Consider the following 18,292-nt stretch of genomic DNA (forward strand, 5'->3'; position numbering starts at 1 on the left):
TAATATTTACTAATGTTTCGCGAACGGTGAAAGCTGTATGATTCGCCGCTACATTGCTAACCTCAGCACTAACATCTTAAAACGTACCTGCACCGCGATCGCTGCGATCGCCCTAACAACAGTCGGATGTTCGCCGCCCAAGCCGCCCAACACCGCAGCGACATCAAGCGCGATCGCATCATCCTCCGTCCTAACGCAGCCACCAACCTCTGTGTTAGCCAAAAACCCCAATAAACGCCAAAAATCCATCAGCGTTCCTTCCTGCGCCCAAAACGACCCCTTTGGAGATTCAGTTAACTTTGCCACCAAGGCCGCCAATTTAGCTCAATCAGCCAATTCAAAACAAGAGTGGGACGAAGTAGCAGCCCAATGGGTGCAAGCCGTAGCCTGGATGCAAGCGGTTCCCCCCGGCAGTCCCAGGCGGGCGTTTGCTGAAAAAAAAGTAACCGAGTACATGAAAAACCTGCTTTATGCCCAACAGCAAGCGGGCGCAAGCCGATCGCCAGCCAGTAATGTCAGCTTCAGCAGCGATTTGCTCGACGAACAGCTAGAACTATACCTATCCTACGTTGCAGCCGTCGGGCCGCCAGATGTTTTGATTGTCGGCAGTTCCCGGGCGTTGCAGGGCGTCGATCCCAAACAGCTAAAACAATCTTTGGCGGCTAACGGGAGTCCGGGTTTAAAAGTATTTAATTTTTCAGTCAACGGCGCCACTGCCCAAGTTGTTGATTTTCAACTGCGGCGGCTGTTGAAGCCAGATCATTTACCTCAAATGATTGTCTGGGCGGACGGTGTGCGCGCATTTAACAGCGGCCGGGACGATCGCACTTTTAATTCGATCGTCGATTCTGAAGGCAGCCAGCTTTTAGCAGCAGGCGTTCGCCCCAAACTCCCGTCTGGTGAACCTAACGTGACGCCCCAGTGTTACAGATTCCCGCAGTCTTGTAACACCGATGGCGACGGGATTTTCCGCCGAGCACAGGCTGATAGGGGCGGGCAAGATGCCCAACCCCTACTCCCCACAATCCAATTCACCTCAAGTGGAACAGGCATCTTGCCTGTTGCCCAGAATGCAGTATCACAAACAACAGTAGCAATCAGACAAGTCAGCCAATTGGCAGATGCGATCGACTCCAACGGATTCATGTCAATGTCGGGCAGTTACAATCCCGACACATATTACCGACAACGCCCCTACGTTTCTGGTAAGTACGATCGCGACTACGAAGACTTCAACCTCGGCGGCAAACAAGCAACAGCCTTTAATTCAGTCGTAGCATTTACCAAAACTCGGAAAATCCCCCTAATTTTCGTCAATCTGCCCCTCACCGACGACTACCTAGATCCAACTCGTCGGTGGGCAGAACAGCAGTTTAGACAACGAATGCAGCAACTCTCGCGACAAAAAGGCTTCGCCTTCCGTGACTTGTCCCAGCGGTGGCCAAATCGCAACGACTATTTTTTAGATCCCAGCCACCTCAACCGTTTTGGGGCGATCGCAGTTTCGCGCATCCTCGCCTCCGATACCAGCATTATTTGGCCGCAGCCCAAGTCCCGAATCACCGATGGGTGATGGGATTTTAGATTTTAGATTTTAGATTTTAGATTTGGGAATTTCCTCGTTACCAGCAGTGCCTGGTAACGCAGATCGGGAGGCTCTGCCTCCAAATTCTGAAAAATGCTGCAAGATATAAATGAGACTTATGGCGTAAATCTTCGATCGCGATCGGGAAACCGCAAATAAACGCAGATAAACGCAGATAATTTCCTGTTATGGCGAGGGATTTTTGCAATCAAGTCTAGTCTAAAATCAAATAATCTAAAATCTAAAATCTAAAATCTAAAATCGACTGATTGTGCAACTAAAACAAGTAATTATCGCCCACAAAGCCAGAGATCTTCTCAGCCAGCGGTGGGCAGAACAATGTGCCCGCCAGTTAGAAAGTCGCGGCTGTCAAGTTTTAATGGGGCCCAGCGGCCCGAAAGATAACCCGTATCCGGTGTTTTTAGCTTCTAGTAACAGCCCGATCGATCTAGCCGTAGTGCTCGGCGGCGACGGTACCGCCCTAGCGGCAGCCCGGAATTTATCTGCTGACGGCATCCCGATTTTAGCTGCGAATGTGGGCGGACATCTGGGTTTTTTAACCGAGTCTTTTGAGGATTTCCAAAATACTGAGGAGATTTGGGACAGACTGGCCGAAGATAGGTATGCGGTGCAGAAGCGGATGATGTTGCAGGCGGCGGTTTTTGAGGGAAACAGAACTAATCTTGAACCCGAGAGCGATCGATTTTTGGCACTCAACGAAATGTGCATTAAACCTGCTTCTGCCGATCGAATGCCGAGCTGTATTCTAGAAATGGAAGTTGACGGCGAAGTAGTCGATCAATATCAAGGCGACGGTTTAATTGTCGCAACACCCACTGGTTCTACTTGCTACACCGCATCTGCCAACGGGCCGATTATCCACTCGGGAATGGATGCGATCGCAGTTACTCCAATTTGCCCTTTAAGTTTATCCAGTCGGGCTGTAGTTTTGCCGCCCGGTTCAGTCGTCAGCATTTGGCCCTTAGCAGATTACGAACTCAGTACAAAACTCTGGATGGACGGCATTTTAGCTACAGCAATTTGGCCCGGACAGCGCGTAGACGTGCGGATGGCAGACTGCGAAGCCAAATTTATCATTTTGCGGGAAAACTATTCTTATTACGGCACTTTGAGGGAAAAACTTCAGTGGGCCGGAGCCCGAATTCGGTACAACAACAATCACCGCAATTAATCCAAATCATCCACTGTTTGTAGTGAGGACTTCAGTCCTCAGGCTTTTAGAAGGACTGAAGTCCTCACTACAAACCTATTCATCTGTACTCTGTTAAGATCGCTCAATATCTTGACAAGCAGCACGATCCATGCCGACTCTCAAACCATCAACCCGACCTTTCAACCATCAAGATACATATCCCTGTCCCGTGTGCCGCACCGGTCAAATATCCACCATGCCGATGATGGAAGCCCTCGCTTGCAACTTCTGCCAGCACATTTTTACCGCTAGCGAAGAAAGGCAATTGCTGAAAATGGCCGATCGCCAACCGCCCGTAACATGGCACTGGAACGGCAAAAAATGGATAGGAGCACACCTCGAAGGCACAGAATTCGGATGGCCCTATTTTGCAGCCGCGATCGGTCTAATCTTCCTTCCCACCACCTTGCTCGGACTTTCAGCTTACTACTTTCCCCCAATTCCCGGCAGTCGCTTGTCGTGGTTCCCCGCAGCTTGGACGGGCTTAGCCTTTTTGTCCCATTTAGGCATAGTGCTGTGGTTGGTAGCTGAATTTTATCAATTTCCGGTGGGCACTTACTTCAGAGCTTGGGCCCGCAGGATTCGCCGGCGCTAGCTGGATATTGTCAAAGAGCCGATCGACCTCAGCCGCCCACCAGCATCAATTCAGCTAAAATTAGAGGCGATCGCAAAACTCAACTCCAAATCAGCACTACTAAAGCTATAATCGTTAGCTATTCTAAATAGTCAGATACGAGCGCATAGCGATTTGTGAGGAGAGCGATGAACATACTTGGAATCTCGGCGTACTACCACGACAGCGCCGCCGCCTTAATTCGCGATGGAGAAATTATCGCCGCAGCGCAGGAAGAAAGATTTTCCCGCAAAAAGCACGACGCCAGATTTCCCAAGAATGCGATCGCCTATTGCCTGAAAGAAGCGAACATAGAACTGCGGGAACTCGATCGCATAGTCTTCTACGACAAACCATTAGTCAAATTCGAGCGCCTTCTCGAAACCTACCTAGCCTACGCACCCAAAGGTTTTCGCTCTTTCCTCACCGCCATGCCCATATGGCTGAAAGAAAAGCTTTACCTCAAAACCATGCTCAAAAGAGAGCTCGCAGAAATGGCAAACTGCAAAAGCAATAAACTTCCATCTCTGCTATTTACCGAACACCACCAATCCCACGCAGCCTCAGCATTTTTCCCCAGCCCCTTCCAAAAAGCAGCCGTTTTGTGCCTCGACGGCGTAGGCGAATGGGCCACAACCTCCGTTTGGTTGGGAGATGGCAACCAACTCACACCTCAGTGGGAAATCGACTTTCCTCACTCGTTGGGTTTGCTTTATTCAGCTTTCACCTACTACACCGGCTTCAAAGTCAACTCTGGTGAATACAAACTCATGGGTTTAGCGCCCTACGGCGAACCCAAGTTTGTAGACAAAATTCTCACCCATTTAATCGACCTCAAAGATGACGGAACTTTCCGTTTGAACATGGATTATTTCAACTACACTGTTGGCTTAACCATGACAAATCAGAAATTTGACGAACTGTTTGAAGGGCCGCCGCGCACAGCAGAAGGAAAATTAACTCAGCGGGAAATGGATATTGCAGCATCCATTCAAGTTGTTACAGAAGAAGTTGTTTTGCGGCTTTGCAGAACAGTTAAAAAAGAATTGGATGTAGATTATCTTTGTCTTGCCGGCGGCGTTGCTCTCAACTGCGTTGCTAACGGCAGACTCTTGCGAGAAGGTATTTTCAAAGATATTTGGATTCAACCGGCGGCGGGAGATGCTGGCGGTGCTTTGGGCGCGGCTTTGGCGATTTGGTATCAGTATTGCGAACAAACTCGTACTGTTGCTGATGATCTACTCGCAGCCAATAATATTAAGCAGGAGAGGACTGAAGTCCTCACTACAAACGAGGAGAGGACTGAAGTCCTGACTGCGAATCAAGCTGTGGCGACTGTGGCGAAGTCTGTCACTCATTTAACTTGTCACGACAAAATGCGCGGTTCCTATTTGGGGCCAAGATATACTGACACAGAAATTAAGGAATATTTGGATGCTGTCAAAGCTAGCTATCATCGATTGGACGATGCCGAATTAATGCCGCAGTTGGCGGAAATTTTGGAACAGGGAAATGTCGTCGGATGGTTCCAAGGGCGGATGGAATTTGGGCCGCGGGCTCTGGGCGGGCGATCGATTATTGGCGATCCGCGCAATGCTAAAATGCAGTCCGTGATGAACCTGAAAATTAAATATCGGGAATCATTTCGACCCTTTGCACCGTCAATCTTAGCCGAACGAGTTGCCGATTATTTCGAGATTGACCATTCCAGCCCTTATATGCTATTAGTAGCTCCAGTCAAAGCCAGTCTCCGCATTCCCATGACTGCGGAACAAGAACAGTTGTTTGGCATTGAAAAGCTCAACATTCCGCGATCGGAAATTCCGGCTGTCACCCACGTCGATTACTCCGCCCGCATCCAAACCGTTCACAAAGAAACCAATCCTCGGTACTATGACCTAATCAGTCATTTTGAAGAGCGATCGGGATGTTCGATTTTAGTAAATACTTCGTTCAACGTCCGAGGCGAACCAATTGTTTGCACTCCTGAGGATGCTTACCGCTGTTTCATGCGAACCGAAATGGACTATCTAGTTTTAGAGAATTTCTTGATTCCCAAATCCGAACAAATTCCTTGGAAACAAGATGAAGCTTGGAAAAATGAATTTGAACTAGATTAGTTAGGAGTTAGTTGTTATTGGTTATTAGTTATTTGTTATTGAATAATTAACCACTAACCACTAACCACTAACTATTGACTAATCCGGGTAAGGTGCGCACTGCGCACCCTACTGACTAATCCGGGTAAGGTGCTCAGTGTGCACCCTACTAACTAATCCGGGTAAGGTTCGCAGTGCACACCCTACTAATCCGGGTAAGGTGCGCAGTGCGCACCCTACTGACTACTAACTAATCCGGGTAAGGTGCGCAGTGCGCACCCTACTTCCTTCTTCCTTCTTCCCTCTTCTTTCAACATGAGCGACGAAATAAAAAAACTCGATAAAAAAGGCCTGCGCGATTTCGGCCTCCTAATTGGCGGCTTAATAGCAGTGCTCTTCGGTTTAGCAGTACCTTTACTGCGGCGCAGTTCTCTACCTTGGTGGCCCTGGGCAATCTGCGCCATCCTAGTTGTGCTAGCATTAGTTGCGCCGAAATCCCTGAATCCGGTTTATCACGGATGGATGAAGTTTGGACTTCTCCTCAACAAGATCGAAACGCCGATTATTTTGGGCATAGTTTTTTACCTCATCATTTGGCCGATGGGAGTTATCAAAGGCATATTTGGCGAAGATGCAATGCGGCGCAAACTAAATCCCAAAATGGATACTTACCGCGTCCCGAGTAAAGCAAGAACAAAAGTTAGCATGGAGCGTCCTTTCTAAGTGTTTGAATCTACAGTAGACTTTCTCAAAGATTTGTGGGCGTTTATGAAAGAACGCCAAAAATATTGGCTGCTACCGTTAATTGTGACTTTAGTCTTTTTAGGAGCTTTGATTGTATTGAGTCAGGGTTCTGTGATTGCTCCGTTTATTTACACCCTGTTTTGAAAGAATGAGCAAGTTGAAAACTTTGGGTGTCAATTTAGGTTTGACACTCGGCGGTTTATTAATGGGGGTGGTAATTGGTGAAATTGGATTGCGAGTTGCTAAAGTTGAGGGCTACCCAAAAATAGGAGATGTTGTAGACTCCGCGCCAACTCGTTTCCACACTGCCGATCGCGATTTGGGTTGGAAGCTCAAACCCGGTGTGTCCGGCGAGTGGAAGGGGGAAGGTGCGAGTTTTGTACAGGTGAATAGCGACGGTTTGCGCGATCGCGAACACACCAAAACCAAACCTCCCAATACCTTGCGCGTCGCGGTTTTAGGCGACTCTTTCACCGAAGCAATTCACGTACCAGTCGAACAAACTTTCTGGTCAAAATTAGAACGAAAACTCAGCAATTGCAATTCTATAAAAGGCAAGCAAAAAGTCGAAGTTATCAATTTCGGCGTCCAAGGCTACGGTACTGCTCAAGAATTGATGATGCTGCGTAAAAAAGTGTGGGATTACAATCCTGATATTGTAGTTCTTGCCTTTTTTACTGGCAACGATGTAATTAATAATTCGCCGAAATTAGAATACGACCTCTATCGACCATTTTTTAGATATGATGCTAGCGGCAAGTTAGTACCAGATATGTCTTTTCGCAATCTGCCACCCATCGATCGCAATAAAAATGCAGTTTCATTTGTAGACCGGATGCCCAGTTTTTTAGTCAACAATTCCCGCATCTTGCAGGTGATTAAAAAGGTAGATTTAGACGGTAAAAAGCGGCAGTTATCTGGAGATTTTACCGCTTTGAGCAGCAAAAACTTCAATCCACCTCAGGATGCAGTTTGGAAAGATGCCTGGAGGGTGACAGAGGGTTTGATCGTGACAATGCGGAATGAAGTCGTGCAGAAAAAAGCTGATTTCTTGGTTGTGACAATTGGCGATCCGATTCAAGTCGATCGCGATCCGGCTAAGCGGCAAAAGTTTATGCAGGAACACAAAATTCAGGATTTATTTTATCCCGACAGGCGGCTGGAAAAATTGGGCGCGCGCGAGGGTTTTCGCGTACTGAATTTAACTGAACAGTTCCAAGGTTACACCGAAAAATTTCAAGTCTGCGCCCACGGTTTTGAGAATTCTGTACCCTGTGGGGGTCACTGGAACGAACTCGGACACCGACTGGCCAGCATCCTGATCAACAGAAATCTGTGCGAAAATTTGAAACAGTCTCAAGTACCAAAAAAATAACCGCAAGCAGTCAAATTTCATGAAAGATTCAACGCCACTTCAAAAAGGCAAAAATATATTAACTTTAATCGCCGTCAATTTAGCGATCGCCTTTATTTGTCTGGAAGCTTTGTCCCTAGCTTTTTATTTTATCAATCAAAAGCAGTTTTTTTATACTAGAACTAAAGCTAAAGAAAAAGTAGTCGAAGATATTGAACGGATCGGAATTAGGCTAGATGAATCAATCGTAGAAAGACTGCACCCGTTTTTTGGCTACGTCCTCAAACAAGGTGCTTTTACCAATGAAAGATTAAAGTTAAAAGTCAACAGACACGGCTTTTTTTCACTCTACGAATACCCCTTTATTAAAACCAATAAAAAACAATTTATTATCGGAGTTTTTGGCGGTTCAGTTGCCAACAACTTTGCTGTAGACGAATATATAAATCAAAGATTGTCTAAAAAGTTGCAGAGTTATCCCGAATTTGCCGATCGCGAAATTCGCATTTTAAATTTTGGCAACGGCGGATACAAGCAGCCCCAGCAATTGTTAATTTTAAATTATTTTTTGGCCTTGGGCCAAGAGTTAGATTTAGTCATCAATATTGACGGTTTTAACGAAGTAGCACTGTCAAATTTAAACAACAAAGCCCAGCTAGAAATAGGAATGCCCAGCGTCCAGCACCTACAGGGACTGACGAGTTTAGCCAACAACAACTTATCGCCAGAAGCGATGAGTTCGATCGTGCAAATTAACGAAAACAAAAAACAGTTGAAAGCAGGTATTGACAAATTGCAAACTTGTCAACTTGCTTTGTGTCACGCCGTTACCTCGCTGCGGGTGAAACAATTAGTCAACAATTACCAGCAAGCAGTTGTCAAGTACGACGCGCAAGTCAAACAAGCCAACTCAGACCCCGCAAAAAGCGGTATAGTATACATTCCCAAAGCTGAGTCTGTTTTGCGAGAGGCTGCTGCTTTTGACAAAATGACCTCGATTTGGTACGAATCGTCGATCGGCATGAATCAAATTTTATCGAGTAGAAACATCAAATATTTTCACTTTATCCAGCCCAACCAGTATTATCCCACTAAACGAGTGTTTACCGCCAAGGAAAAGGAAATTGCCATCAGCAAAGACAGCCCGTACATCGAAGGAGTAAACAAAGGTTATCCGGTGCTGTTGTCCAAAGTCGATGATTTGCAAAAAGCTGGGGTGAATGTGTTTAGCGCCGTAAATATTTTGGACAATACAAAAGATACGGTTTACAAAGATGCTTGCTGTCACTATAATTCAGTGGGAGAGGAAGTATTGGCAAACTATATTTCCAGTTCCATCATTCAAGTAGTAAGAAAGTCTAAATAAATATTTATGAAAGATTTCAAGTTAATTAACAAAGGCCAAGAACTCCTCAAAATTACTTTGATTAACTTGGCGCTTTTACTTGTTTTCCTAGAACTCGGTTCCTTGGGATGGTATTTTGTCAAGCACAAGCAATTTTTCTATACTAGAGAAAAGGCGCAAGATAAGTCGGCTTTAGGAATTAATTTAGAAGGAGTGCGTCTGAATCAGTCTATTGTCGAAAGGTTTCATCCTTTCTTTGGGTTTATTCAAAAACCCAGCGCTGATTTTCGACCTGGTTTTAAGGTGAACAACTACGGATTTATCTCTCCTTACGATTACCCTTTTAAAAAATTTAAAAAAAATCAATTTGTGATCGGAATTTTTGGCGGTTCCGTGGCTTCAGATTTTTCCATCTTTCAAGTTCAGAACAAAATTTTACCTCAATACCTCAAACAGGTTCCCGGTTTACAGGATAAAGAATTTATAATTTTGTCTTTTGCTACGGGCGGTTACAAACAGCCGCAACAGTTATTAATTTTAAACTATTTTTTAGCTTTAGGTCAAGAGTTAGATATGGTCATCAATATAGATGGCTTTAATGAAGTAGCACTTTCTAATATAAATAATAAAAATAAAATCGATCTGGCGATGCCAAGCAATCAGCACATTTCGCCGCTGACTAGCTTGGCAAATAATAGCCTTTCTACCAAGGCTTTGCAAGCAACTATTAGAATCAAAGAAACTAAAACTCAGATTAATGAGGGTTTGGAAAGTTTGCAACATTGCTCTTTAGCTGCGTGCGATGCTTTGACTTCTGTTTACGTTCAAAATTTAGTCAACAATTATCGCAGAGATGTAATTTTGTTTGAAAAAGAACGCAGCAAAAATCAGCAAGATGACGAAGGTAGCGTTATTTATATTAATAAAAATAAGTCTGTTTTAGAGGATGATGCAGCTTTTGAACAAATGGCGTGGAATTGGGCAAAAAGTTCGATTTTTATGCACAAAGTGTTGTCGGCTAGCAAGGTTCCTTATTTTCACGTCCTCCAGCCTAATCAATATTATCAGACGAAAAGGGTGTTTAGCGATGCTGAGAAGCGAATTGCTTTTAATAAAGATACTCCTTATGCTAATTCTGTGGAAATTGGCTATCCGGCTCTTTTGGGTAAGTTTCCTAATTTACAAAAAAATCAGATTAATATTTTGAATGGGGTTAAGGTTTTTGACAAGACTAAAGATGTTGTTTATGTAGATAGCTGCTGTCATTATAATAAAACTGGAGAGGAGATTTTTAGCAATTATGTGGGCAGTTCTATTGTGGAAGCTTTGCGGAAGGATCGGGCTAGCAGTAATAAGAAGTAGGTTGACCAAATTATATCAAATTCGGCTTAAATACCCCGATAATTTAGATTATGTTCGGTAAAATAACTATGATAGGGTTTGTAGTGAGGACTTTAGTCCTCAGAAATTGATAAGGACTAAAGTCCGAACGATCGAACCTATTTTCCCGCCGATCGCAAATTTTAGGTTTTTGGTTCCCGCCGATCGCAAATTTTAGGTTTTTGGTTGGGTTTTAGCCAGATCGCCCGTGGAGTCGATCGGCATTACCAAGATCTTATCAACGCGGTTCCCATCCATATCGACGACTTCGACGCGCAAGCCGTTCCATTCAAAATGCTCTGCCGCCGCCGGAATTTTACCCAAATTTGTAATCACAAAACCGCCCATTGTGTGGTAACTTCCTTTATTTTCTGAAGATACTTCTTCAATTCCAAACAAATCAAAGAAATTCTCGACCGGGAGCATTCCGTCTAACAGCCAAGAACCATCTTCGCGCTGCACAGCTTGCGGTTCGTCGGCATCTTCAACCGAGGGAAAGTCCCCAACTAATTCGACTAAAATATCGTTTACAGTCACCAATCCTTGAATGACGCCGTATTCGTCTACTACCAAGGCAATTTGATTGCTAGATTGCTTGAAAAGCTCTAAGACTTTTAAACCTCTGGTGCTTTCGGGTACAAATAAAGGTCTCCGCAAAGAAGCACTTAAATCCAGGGGTTGACCTGTTAAAGTGCGAGACAACATATCGGTAACGTGTACTAAACCGACAACGTTATCGAGCCCGCCCTGACAAACTGGAAACCGGGAATGACCGCTGCCGAGCATTTTTTGGCGGTTTTCTTCTACTGAGTCGTCGAGGTCGAGCCAAATAAGATCGGGCCGCGGGGTCATTAGGGCGCTGACTCGCCGATCGCCCAAACGGAACACTCTTTCCACCATGTCCTGTTCGGCTTCTTCAAAGGTTCCAGCCTCGGTTCCTTGCTCGATTAAAACTTTAATTTCTTCCTCTGTAACTTGGGGTTCCGTTGAAGGGACAATCCCCATCATTCGCAAGATTAATTCCGTGGAATAACTTAAAACATAAACGGCAGGAGCGCCAATTTTGGAGAGCATTCGCATGGGAATAGCGACGCTAGAGGCGATCGGCTCGGGGTTGTTGAGGGCCAGGCGCTTCGGCACGAGTTCGCCGATAATTATGGTGAGATAAGTTATGGTTAAAATTGCGATGACTGAGGCGATCGGCTGAGCATAGGGCGAAGCGGCCGGAATTAAGCGCAACAGAGGCTCTACCCTTTTAGCAATAGTCGTTTCTCCCAAAGCGCCCGACAGGATAGCCAACAGCGTAATTCCGATTTGAACTGTCGGCAAGAACTGATTGGGGGCATTAGCCAGATCCAAAGCTATACGGGCATTCGTCGAACCCTGGTTAGCCATCTGTTGCAGTCTCACCTTCCGTACTGAGACGATGGCCATTTCTGACATCACAAACACGCCATTGAGGAAAACTAGGAGGAGAACAATCAGAATATCGGTACTTGGGGACATTTCTCAATTTATCGGTGGTAAAGGCGAAGCGCACTGCCCGCTTAGTCGATTTTAGATTTTAGATTTTAGATTTTAGATTGAATCGGCAGCCACAAGCTGAGGGCTCTGTCAATTTAGATCGCAAAATCGAAATTGGCGATCGACCTGTCCCTAGATTAACGGAACAGGCTCGTTTCGATCGCAAGTTCGAGATATTCACAGAACACATCTAGCAAAAATCTACCCGCAGTGGAGTTGAACTGCCAAGAGCCGATCGACACAATGATAGATGTTTGTCGTACAATCTTCCTTAACTAGGCAGGGGGGGAAGAGCCTTCGCCCATCGGGGATAAAAATTAACAGCACATGACTTTCTCTTCGATAATTCGGACATTGGGGCGATCGCCCCTAGCAACAGAACTTCTCAACAAGCTCAAACGGCATCACTGCCTGCAACTCAACGGCATCGCCCGCCTACCAAAAGGTTTAGTAGCTTCCGCCCTCGCACAGCAAGAAGGGCGAAACCTATTAGCCGTGACGGCTACTTTGGAAGAAGCAGGCCGCTGGGTAGCTCAATTAGAGGCGATGGGCTGGCAAACCGTACATTTTTACCCAACTTCGGAAGCTTCGCCCTACGAGCTATCTTACTCGGACGAGAACGAAATGACCTGGGGACAAATGCAGGTGCTGGCGGATTTGGTGGACAACGAACAAAAAACCGCCAATTCCTCAAAGCCGATCGCGATTGTAGCCACAGAAAGAGCCCTCCAGCCTCACTTGCCGCCGCCGGAGGCTTTTGAACCCTACTGTCTGACGCTGAAACGAGGCGAAGTTCAAGACTCAAAGATACTCGATCGCCAACTTGCCTCCATGGGGTACGATCGGGTGAATTTGGTAGAAACCGAAGGCCAGTGGAGCCGCCGGGGCGATATTGTCGATGTGTTTCCGGTGGCGGCGGAATTGCCGGTGCGGCTGGAATGGTTCGGGGATACTTTGGATCGACTGCGCGAGTTCGATCCCTCGAACCAGCGATCGCTCGATAAGGTCGATCGATTAGTTTTAACTCCGACTAGCTTTAACCCAATTATTAAAGCAGTTTTAGCTGAAAAAAAGCTTGACAAAATCAACAAAATAGACTTGCTTGACACAGAAAATGAAGCCGAAAAATATGTCCGCAGGCTGTTAGGTTTAGCGTTTGAAAAACCAGCTTGTTTGTTGGATTATTTACCAGAAAATACTTTAGTTGTAGTAGACGAACCGCAAGGATGTGAAGGTCACAGCGACCGCTGGTTTGAAAATGCCCAGGAACAATGGGAAAGTTGCAATCAATCTGTTGTTGCGGATGGGGAAACTGAAACATTGCCAATTGCTAATCTGAAGGTTCCGAAAATTCACCGCAGTTTTGCAGAATCGATCGCAGATGTCGCAGCTTTCGATCGGCTAGAACTTTCAGAATTAGCAGAAGATTCTACTACTCAAAAAATTAAAAGCTCCTCCGGGGGCGAGCAGCTATCGCCTGCGATCAATTTGGCCAGCAGGCCTGTGCCGGTGATGCCCCACCAATTTGCGAAACTGTCTCAAATGCTCCGGGAAGAGCGCGATCGCGGTTTTACGGTGTTTCTGGTTTCCGCTCAACCGAGCCGATCGGTCTCTCTGCTGTCGGAACACGACTGTCCGGCTCAGTTTGTGGTGAATCCGCGCGATTTTTTGGCCATCGACAAATTGCAGTTGCAGCACATTCCGGTAGCTTTGAAGTACAGCGGGCTGGCAGAGTTGGAAGGTTTTATCCTGCCGACTTTTCGGATTGTCTTAATTAGCGATCGAGAATTCTACGGCCAGCATTCTCTCGCAACATTTAGCTACGTCCGCAAGCGCCGCCGCGCCGCTTCTAAAAAGGTTGACCCGAACAAGCTGAGTCCGGGGGATTTTGTGGTGCACCGCCAGCACGGAGTTGGTAAGTTTCTCAAGTTGGAACGCTTGACAATCGATCGAGAAACTCGCGAATATTTGGTATTGCAATACGCTGACGGTACTCTCAGAGTCGCGGCGGATCAATTGGGCGCCCTGTCCAGGTTTCGGACTGTCGGCGATAAAGTGCCGGAACTCAACAAGCTAACTGGTCAAACTTGGGAAAAAACTAAGACAAAAGTTCGCAAAGCTGTTAAGAAAGTAGCGGTAGATTTGCTGAATCTTTACGCTAAAAGAGCCAAGCAACAGGGTTACGCTTTTCCGCCTGATATGCCTTGGCAGCAAGAGTTGGAGGATTCTTTCCCGTACCAACCAACGCCGGATCAGTTGAAGGCTACTCTGGATGTGAAACGCGACATGGAGGGCGATCGACCAATGGATCGCTTGGTCTGCGGCGATGTCGGTTTTGGCAAGACGGAAGTTGCTCTGAGAGCTATTTTTAAGGCGATTACAGCGGGCAAGCAGGTGGCTTTGCTCGCGCCGACGACAATTTTGACCCAACAGCACTATCACACGCTGAAGGAGCGTTTTTCGCCTTATCCGATCGAAGTTGGTTTGCTCAACCGCTTCCGCACAGAAACCGAGCGCCGGGAGATTCACAAGCGCTTAGCAACTGGGGAGTTAGACGTGATTGTCGGTACTCAATCTGTTTTGAGTAAAGCGATTAAATTTCGAGATTTGGGTTTGTTGGTGGTGGATGAAGAACAGCGGTTTGGGGTGAAGCAAAAGGAAGCGATTAAATCTCTGAAAACCGAGGTAGATGTGCTGACTCTGACGGCGACTCCGATTCCCCGCACGTTGTATATGTCTCTGTCGGGGATTCGGGAGATGAGTTTGATTGCGACTCCGCCGCCCAGCCGCCGCCCGATTCAGACGCATTTATCCCCCTACAATTTGGAATCGGTGCGGACTGCAATTCGTCAAGAGTTGGACAGGGGCGGTCAGGTTTTTTACGTTGTACCTCGGATTGAGGGGATTGATGAGTTGGCCGATACGTTGCAGCTAATGGTTCCGGGGGCGAGAATTGCGATCGCCCACGGTCAAATGGATGCTTCGGAACTAGAATCGATCATGCTGACTTTCAGTGCGGCAGAGTTTGATATTTTGGTGTGCACTACGATTATTGAGTCGGGTTTGGATATTCCCCGTGTCAATACAATCTTGATTGAGGACGCGCAGAAGTTTGGTTTGGGTCAGTTGTACCAGTTGCGGGGACGGGTGGGACGGGCGGGGATTCAAGCTCACGCTTGGCTGTTTTATCCGAAGCAGAACAAGCTTTCAGATGCTGCAAGGCAGCGGCTGCGGGCAATTCAAGAGTTCGCGCAGTTGGGATCGGGCTATCAGTTGGCTGTCCGAGATATGGAAATTCGCGGTTCCGGTGATATTTTGGGTACGGAACAGTCCGGTCAAATGGAGGCGATCGGTTTTGATTTGTATGCTGAAATGTTAGAGGAGGCGATTCGCGAAATTAAGGGTCAGGAAATTCCCAAGGTTGAGGATGCACAAATCGACCTCAGTTTGACGGCGTTTATTCCTGCCGATTATATTGGAGATCTGGATCAAAAGATGAGCGCTTACCGGTCTGTGGCTTCTGCGAATACTCTCGAAGAGTTGCAACAGATTCGCGCCGATTGGTGCGATCGCTACGGGCCGATTCCTCTACCGGCGCAGCAACTGATCCGTGTTGTGGAACTCAAACAAATCGCCAAGCAAATCGGTTTTTCTCGGATTAAACCGGAAAATAAGCAGCACATTGTCTTGGAAACGCCGATGGAGGAACCTGCTTGGAATTTGCTCAAGGCTAATTTGCCCGAACATCTACATTCTCGTTTTGTCTACAGCAAGGGGAAGGTTACTATTCGCGGAATGGCTGTTTTGAGCGCCGAAAAGCAGTTGGATAATTTGATTGATTGGTTGGGTAAAATGCAGGGCGCTTTGCCGGAAGCAAAGATTTGATTTTAATATGAAATCCCGCTATTTAGCCGGCGGTCGAAATCTCAGAATCATACCGATGGAACCGGAGAAAATATTGCTGCTGCTTTAATAATTGTTTGAGCAGCACAAAGGATTAAAATCGTGAAAAAGTTAGTCTGTGTTTTTTTTGCGATCGCGCTAGCGCAAGGAGTGCCAACGGTGGTTCAAGCTCAACAAACAATTGACCCGATCGACCGGGTTGTGAATGCAGGACTGATGAATAAAGATGCCAGTGGCAATTTTAATGCTGAAGGCATTATCAGTCGCGCCGATTTGGCGGTTATTTTAGTGAAAACTTTTGGTTTGGAACGGCGGAAAACAGCTCAAAAACCGGATATGGAATTGCCCGACGTACCTAAAAGCTACTGGGCTTACAGCGCGATTCAAACTGCTTTAAAAACGGGAACTATGAGTGGATATCGCGACGGAATGTTTTTCCCAAATCAAAGAGTGACTCGCGCTGAGGCTTTGGCGATTTTTGCTCAAGCTTACGGCGTTTTTCAGTTTCCCGAGGCCACCGTTGCCGAGATTTTAGCTAAGTATCCAGATGCAGGGGAAATTCCTAGTTGGGCTAGAAAGTCTATGGCTACTGCACTGTATGAAGGGTTTGTGAATCTTGAAGTCGGAACTAATGCAATTAATCCTTTGAAGCCGATGACTCGCGGTAATATCGCTTACGCTTTGAGCAAGTATTTGGAGCGGCAGGTAAGACCAACTTCTTTGCCTGTCCCGGATGAGGAGCCACCTAATCGCGGCATGGGAAGGTAAATATAGTAAGTTTCATTTGCCTGATAATCGGTAATTAGTAATTGAGAAAGCCATAGCTCATTCAATTAAAAATTGCTAAGCTGTTCGACATTCAAAATGCACTATTTGTGTGCCAGATCCCATACTGTAAGGGGTTGAGGCAATAAATTTAAATGACTAACAGCTTATAGCAATCCTAACTGAGATGTGAACACAAATATGATAAAATATAAAAAACTAAGTGCGATCGGGCAACCAAAAACTCCCCAACCACCCAAAAAAGACGACCCCAAAAACCTCGGCTACGTCTCACCCGAATTTGCCGAAAAAGTATCCCAACAGGAAATTGACCAAATCAACGCCAACGTCGAAACCCTGCTGCTAACTCAAAGCTGCATCCGCTGCGACCTCCGAGGTATAAAATTAGTTAACCTTACTTTAAAAAACCCGATCGTTACAGGAGCAGACTTATCAGATGCCAACCTCAGCGGAGGTACTTTCGAGATAGCAGATTTTGTCAACACTAACCTAGCACGTACCGACTTAAGCGGTTCAGTTTTAATAGGAGCCAGAATCAGCAATACTAATTTTAGGAAAGCCAACTTGACAAATACTAATTTAGACGGTGCGGACTTGCGCTTTTCTGACTTGAGAGATGCCAACCTTTCTAATACGAATCTCCGCAATGCTAACATGGATGGTGCTAGTCTCGATCGAGCCAGTATGGGAGGAACTACTATGCCCGATGGTCGAAAAAATCAATAATATTAAATTCGTCATTCCTGACGGCTAGCTATATTAACCGCCATGCAATTAAAGCTGCTGTCTTACCTTTCGCCGCGATCGGTTCGCAAGGTTCCACCGTTAGACGTTGTGACATCCCTTGATAAACAGCATCAGAAATAGTAATTGCACCACCAGGCGTGGCACTTTCTAAGCGTTTTGCTGTATTGACAACATCACCAATCACCGTATAAGTCCGAACATCTGCACCGCCAAATAGCCCTTCAATAACGCTCCCGCAATGCACCCCGCATCCCGCACCAATTCCATATAATTCAAGCATTTCTAAAGCAGCTTTACTCATAGATTTAGCCGCAGCAATTCCCTGCTGTGGCGTAGCATAAATCGCCATAATTTCATCGGCTGTAAAAGTTATTCTTAAAGGCTGAAACTTGGCGGCGGCTGGTTCAACACAACGGTAATATTCATTGAGAACCGCTGCAACTGTCTCAGGGGAAGTTTTTTCGCACCAACTTGTAAAACCGCGAATATCCATAAATAAAATCGTGCGATCGCACTTTTGAAAAGCCAAACCTGCTTTTAACTCTTCCTCTATTTTTAATCTAAGCTCATCATTAATCGCACACAATTGATCAACATCCATGATGTCTGATGATAACAACCATTCTTCGTATGTCCGAACTGGATCTTTTTTCTCCCATTCCTCAAATAATTCATTAGGCACATATTTTACCCCGCTCGCTTCTTCATGACCACGCATCCTAAAAGTCATGCACTCAATTACATAAGGCTTCTGCTCATCAATACAATAATTCCTTACTCCTCTGATGGTATCATAGACTTCCAATATATTGTTGCCATCTATTTTAATACCTTCTATGCCATAGCCATAAGCTTTATCGACTAACGACTCACAACGGTACTGCTCATTGGTTGGCGTACTTAAACCATACCCATTGTTTTCAATAATAAAGATCACCGGTAAATCCCATACTGCTGCAACATTCAAGGCTTCATGAAAATCACCTTCAGATGTTCCTC

15 protein-coding genes are annotated in these 18,292 nt (G+C 45.9%); 13 read left to right on the forward strand and 2 right to left on the reverse strand.

Annotated features, from left to right (window positions below; all coding sequences use genetic code 11):
* Positions 1 to 37 precede the first annotated feature (37 nt).
* The 9 genes from JGK39_RS04375 to JGK39_RS04415 all read left to right on the forward strand — a co-directional run bounded on the left by JGK39_RS04375 (position 38) and on the right by JGK39_RS04415 (position 10,315).
* Positions 38 to 1,573, forward strand: a complete 1,536-nt coding sequence (locus tag JGK39_RS04375; protein WP_293257410.1) for a hypothetical protein — start codon at positions 38 to 40, stop codon at positions 1,571 to 1,573.
* Between the two features lie 283 nt (positions 1,574 to 1,856).
* Positions 1,857 to 2,777, forward strand: a complete 921-nt coding sequence (locus JGK39_RS04380) for an NAD(+) kinase (protein ID WP_293257413.1) — start codon at positions 1,857 to 1,859, stop codon at positions 2,775 to 2,777.
* 130 nt (positions 2,778 to 2,907) lie between these two features.
* On the forward strand, positions 2,908 to 3,393 hold the full coding sequence (locus tag JGK39_RS04385; protein ID WP_293257416.1) for a hypothetical protein: 486 nt from the start codon (positions 2,908 to 2,910) through the stop codon (positions 3,391 to 3,393).
* A gap of 167 nt (positions 3,394 to 3,560) precedes the next feature.
* Positions 3,561 to 5,531: a carbamoyltransferase gene (locus JGK39_RS04390; protein ID WP_293257419.1), complete on the forward strand. Its 1,971-nt coding sequence runs from the start codon at positions 3,561 to 3,563 to the stop codon at positions 5,529 to 5,531.
* A 294-nt stretch (positions 5,532 to 5,825) separates the two neighbouring features.
* Entirely contained in the window at positions 5,826 to 6,233 is a 408-nt protein-coding gene (locus tag JGK39_RS04395; RefSeq protein WP_293257422.1) for an SxtJ family membrane protein, read from the forward strand.
* Positions 6,234 to 6,398 carry a DUF5989 family protein gene (locus JGK39_RS04400; protein WP_293128405.1) on the forward strand — a complete coding sequence of 55 codons (165 nt, stop codon included), beginning with the start codon at positions 6,234 to 6,236 and terminating at the stop codon, positions 6,396 to 6,398.
* Between the two features lie 4 nt (positions 6,399 to 6,402).
* The gene (locus tag JGK39_RS04405) at positions 6,403 to 7,629 is read left to right on the forward strand and encodes an SGNH/GDSL hydrolase family protein (protein WP_293257425.1); all 1,227 of its coding nucleotides are present in this window, start codon (positions 6,403 to 6,405) and stop codon (positions 7,627 to 7,629) included.
* Between the two features lie 19 nt (positions 7,630 to 7,648).
* Positions 7,649 to 8,974, forward strand: coding sequence for a hypothetical protein (locus JGK39_RS04410; protein WP_293257428.1), 1,326 nt, complete (start codon positions 7,649 to 7,651; stop codon positions 8,972 to 8,974).
* Positions 8,975 to 8,980: 6 nt separating this feature from the next.
* Positions 8,981 to 10,315, forward strand: coding sequence for a hypothetical protein (locus JGK39_RS04415; RefSeq protein ID WP_293257431.1), 1,335 nt, complete (start codon positions 8,981 to 8,983; stop codon positions 10,313 to 10,315).
* Between the two features lie 192 nt (positions 10,316 to 10,507).
* Here the strand turns inward: JGK39_RS04415 and JGK39_RS04420 are convergent, their stop codons facing one another.
* Entirely contained in the window at positions 10,508 to 11,839 is a 1,332-nt protein-coding gene (locus tag JGK39_RS04420; protein ID WP_293257435.1) for a hemolysin family protein, read from the reverse strand.
* A 77-nt stretch (positions 11,840 to 11,916) separates the two neighbouring features.
* Between JGK39_RS04420 and JGK39_RS04425 the strand changes: the two genes are divergently transcribed.
* The 4 genes from JGK39_RS04425 to JGK39_RS04440 all read left to right on the forward strand — a co-directional run bounded on the left by JGK39_RS04425 (position 11,917) and on the right by JGK39_RS04440 (position 17,272).
* On the forward strand, positions 11,917 to 12,051 hold the full coding sequence (locus JGK39_RS04425; protein WP_293257438.1) for a hypothetical protein: 135 nt from the start codon (positions 11,917 to 11,919) through the stop codon (positions 12,049 to 12,051).
* Positions 12,052 to 12,184: 133 nt separating this feature from the next.
* Entirely contained in the window at positions 12,185 to 15,742 is a 3,558-nt protein-coding gene (gene mfd, locus JGK39_RS04430) for a transcription-repair coupling factor (RefSeq protein WP_293257441.1), read from the forward strand.
* 120 nt (positions 15,743 to 15,862) lie between these two features.
* Complete coding sequence (locus JGK39_RS04435) at positions 15,863 to 16,528, forward strand: S-layer homology domain-containing protein (protein WP_293257444.1); 666 nt, start codon at positions 15,863 to 15,865, stop codon at positions 16,526 to 16,528.
* Between the two features lie 198 nt (positions 16,529 to 16,726).
* The gene (locus JGK39_RS04440; RefSeq protein ID WP_293257447.1) at positions 16,727 to 17,272 is read left to right on the forward strand and encodes a pentapeptide repeat-containing protein; all 546 of its coding nucleotides are present in this window, start codon (positions 16,727 to 16,729) and stop codon (positions 17,270 to 17,272) included.
* A 28-nt stretch (positions 17,273 to 17,300) separates the two neighbouring features.
* Here the strand turns inward: JGK39_RS04440 and JGK39_RS04445 are convergent.
* A partial coding sequence (locus JGK39_RS04445; protein ID WP_293322012.1) for a thiamine pyrophosphate-dependent enzyme occupies positions 17,301 to 18,292 on the reverse strand: 992 nt, incomplete at its 5' end.

It is taken from the genome of Microcoleus sp. PH2017_12_PCY_D_A (genome assembly GCF_020738565.1).
GTDB lineage: Bacteria > Cyanobacteriota > Cyanobacteriia > Cyanobacteriales > Microcoleaceae > Microcoleus.